The 2,868-nt window shown below is 69.6% G+C and carries 3 protein-coding genes; 1 reads left to right on the top strand and 2 read right to left on the bottom strand.

Features of this window, described 5'->3' with window-relative positions; all coding sequences use genetic code 11:
• A partial coding sequence (locus AOK17_RS46010; RefSeq protein ID WP_055618609.1) for an NHL repeat-containing protein occupies positions 1 to 1,088 on the bottom strand: 1,088 nt, incomplete at its 3' end.
• A 170-nt stretch (positions 1,089 to 1,258) separates the two neighbouring features.
• Entirely contained in the window at positions 1,259 to 2,176 is a 918-nt protein-coding gene (locus AOK17_RS46005) for an SMP-30/gluconolactonase/LRE family protein (RefSeq protein WP_055618608.1), read from the bottom strand.
• A 167-nt stretch (positions 2,177 to 2,343) separates the two neighbouring features.
• On the opposite strand from AOK17_RS46005, the gene AOK17_RS46000 reads away from it, so the two are divergent.
• Positions 2,344 to 2,677: Lrp/AsnC family transcriptional regulator (locus AOK17_RS46000; protein WP_169802014.1), on the top strand; the 334-nt coding region annotated here is incomplete at its 5' end.
• Positions 2,678 to 2,868 lie beyond the last annotated feature (191 nt).

Here is a 2,868-nt window from a genome sequence, read left to right as displayed (position 1 = left end):
GGGTAGGGGGAGGACGAGGTCGTGCCGACGGACCAGTACTCGCCGGTGCCGGGGATCCGGGCAAGTGCGTTGAGCACGACCGGTGTTGTCGCGAGCGGGCCGCGTTCGCTCACCCAGGCCGCGCCGTCCCAGCGCAGATAGTGCGCCCGCGTCTGGTCCCAGAAGTCCCAGCCCGCGATACGGTCCGGCAGACCCTGGTCGTCGCCGGTGATGCCGCTGAGCAGACCGACGGTGAACGGCGGGGTGACATAGCTCCAAGCTGTGCCGTCCCAGTGCCGCAGGACACAGCTCGGGGGCTTGCCGGGCGGCCCACCGACTCCGTAGTCGTAGCCGGTGAGCCAGACGTCGTTGGCGGCGCAGGGGAGGAGCCCGGTGACACCGAAGCGGATCCCTGTGGGCGGCGGCAGTTCGGTCCAGGCTCCGTTCCAGCGGGCGACGACACCGGTTCCGTACACCCAGATCTCGCCATCCGGTGTGCGGTGGACGCCCGACGGCGCCTCGGTCGCCGTGCTCGGGAGCAGCGCGCACCAGCGCCACTCCCGCTTGTTCCAGTGCAGCAGCCCCTGCCCTTCACTGTTGCGGCCGGAGACCCATGCGCGCCCGTCGGGGGCGACCGTCACGCCGGTGAGTTCGGTCCCGGTGTCGTCCTGCCCCGGGTACGCCACCTCCTGCCAGGTGACGCCGTCCCAGGCCAGCAGGTGCCCGTGGCCGGACGTGTCGGTGCCGACGGCCCACGCCGCGTCGGGCGAACTGCCCGCGACGGAGTGCAGTTGTCCCGAGAATTCCAGCTGGGCCAGGCCGGTCTGTGTCCACGCCGTGCCGTCCCAGACCATCGCCAGGGGCCTGCCCCGAGTGGAGCCGTTCCGGCCCTCCTCGCCCACGGCCCACGCGAGCTCGGGCCCGGCGGCAGCCACGTCCAGGAGCTGGGCGGCCTCCTGCCCGTTCGGCACGGGCACGGGTTGCCAGCCCGGGGGAAACGCGGCGGCGGCGCCTGCGTCACGGGCGGACGCGAACGGCCCGGCCGCCGTGGTCAGCCCGAACGCTGCCGCGGTGCCGATCAATCCACTGACGAAGTGCCGTCTTCGCACGGGGACTTCCCTTCGTGTGCCGAGTAGGGAGGATCCACCGTTGGGCAGTACGCCGAAGAGGTCAATGCACGGAGGTGAGCATCTCGCGGCCTGTCGGGAATCGGCCGAAACACCCCGGCCGACGCCCAGCCGACGCCCGGGAGCGAGAGCTCCGGGAAGGCGTACGGCCCTCACAGCACCCGGGGCAGGCCCGTCACGGACATCATGAGTGAGTACAGCGAGGTCGTGGCCGTGATGAAGAGCCGGTTGTTCTTCGGGCCGCCGAAGGCGATGTTGGACACCGGCTCGGGCACGCGCAGCCGTCCGATGAGGGCGCCGTCGGGGTCGTAGCAGTGCACACCCTCGTCGAACGCGGCGGCCCACAGCCGCCCTTCGTCGTCGAAGCGGATGTTGTCGAAGCCGCCCTCGGTGTGCTGGGCGAAGCCCTTGCCGTCCGAGAGGGTGCGATCCTCGTGCACGTCGAAGACGCGGATCTGTCCGGCCTTCGTGTCGGCGACGTACAACTGCCGTTCGTCCGCCGAGAAGACCAGGCCGTTCGGTCCGCCGAAACCGTCCGCGACCCGGTGGATCCCGCCGGTCACGGGGTCGATCCGATAGACGTCGCAGCTGCCGATCTCGCTCTCGGCGCGGAACCCCTCGTAGTCGCTGGTGATCCCGAAGTCCGGGTCCGTGAACCAGACGGAGCCGTCGGAGCGTACGACCGCGTCGTTCGGGCTGTTGAACCGCTTGCCCTCGAAGCGGTCGGCGAGCACTGTGAGGCGCCCGTCGTGCTCGGTGCGGGTGACCCGGCGGTTGCCCTGCTCGCAGCTCACCAGCCGGCCCTCACGGTCGAGTGTGTTGCCGTTGACGTGTCCGGCCGGGGAGCGGAAGACCCCGATCGTGCCCGTGGCCTCGTCCCAGCGCAGCAGGCGGTCGTTGGGAATGTCGCTCCAGATCAGCTGCCGCCAGGCGGGCAGATAGAGCGGCCCCTCGGCCCAACGGCAGTCGGAGTGCAACCGCTCCAGCCGCGCGTCGCCGTTCGCACACCGCCCGGTGCGAAAGCGCTCGTCCAGGACCTCGTACAGATTGTTGAGAATCTCGCCGGACATGGCCAACCTCTCTCCGTGCGGATCTGAGCGTCATGCGGATGTGAATGCCATGGGTTCTGAACGCCATTCGCCGTGATCCTAATACGACCGAACCAGATATGGTGGGGCCATGGGGATGGTCAACGGGATCGTGGACGACGTCGACAGGGCGCTGATCGCGGAGCTNNCGACCGCGTACGTAAGCTCCGTGAACGCGGCGTGATCCGCCGTACGACCGTGGAGGTCGACCCGGCCGCCCTCGGTCGGGGCGTGCTCGCCTTCGTCATGGTCGACTCGTCGGCCTGGATGGGGGAGGCGTCCGAATCGTTCGCCGCCATCCCCGAGATCCAGGAAGCCCACGTCATCGCGGGCACGGCCTCCGTCCTCGTGAAGGTGCGCACGGCCACCACGGAGCAGTTGCAGGACGTCCTGCGGCGGCTCTACGAGATCGAGGGTGTGAGCGGGACGCATGCCACGGTCGTGCTGGAGACGTTCTTCGAACGGCCGGTCCATGCCGACTGACGGTGGTGGGCCGACGCTTGTCGGGTGCCGAGAGGCACTCATCGTGAAACTGCTTGCTGGAAAGGGCACTTCGAAATCGTGAATCTTTGGTCGATCTACCAGCACGGCTTCGCGCGGATCGCCGCGTGCACCGGCCACGCGGCCATCGCCGACCCGCCCGCCAACGCGGAGGCGGTCCTGCGACAGGGCCG

This window comes from Streptomyces phaeochromogenes (assembly GCF_001418655.1).
Taxonomy (GTDB): domain Bacteria; phylum Actinomycetota; class Actinomycetes; order Streptomycetales; family Streptomycetaceae; genus Streptomyces; species Streptomyces phaeochromogenes.
The sequence above is the reverse complement of the archived record's forward strand: the minus strand, read 5'-3'. Positions and strand labels throughout refer to the sequence as shown.

What these genes read in the sequence shown, in the direction of transcription:
- AOK17_RS46005 (WP_055618608.1), bottom strand. Translation starts at nt 2,176, where the DNA reads ATGTCCGGCGAGATTCTCAACAATCTGTACGAGGTCCTGGACGAGCGC.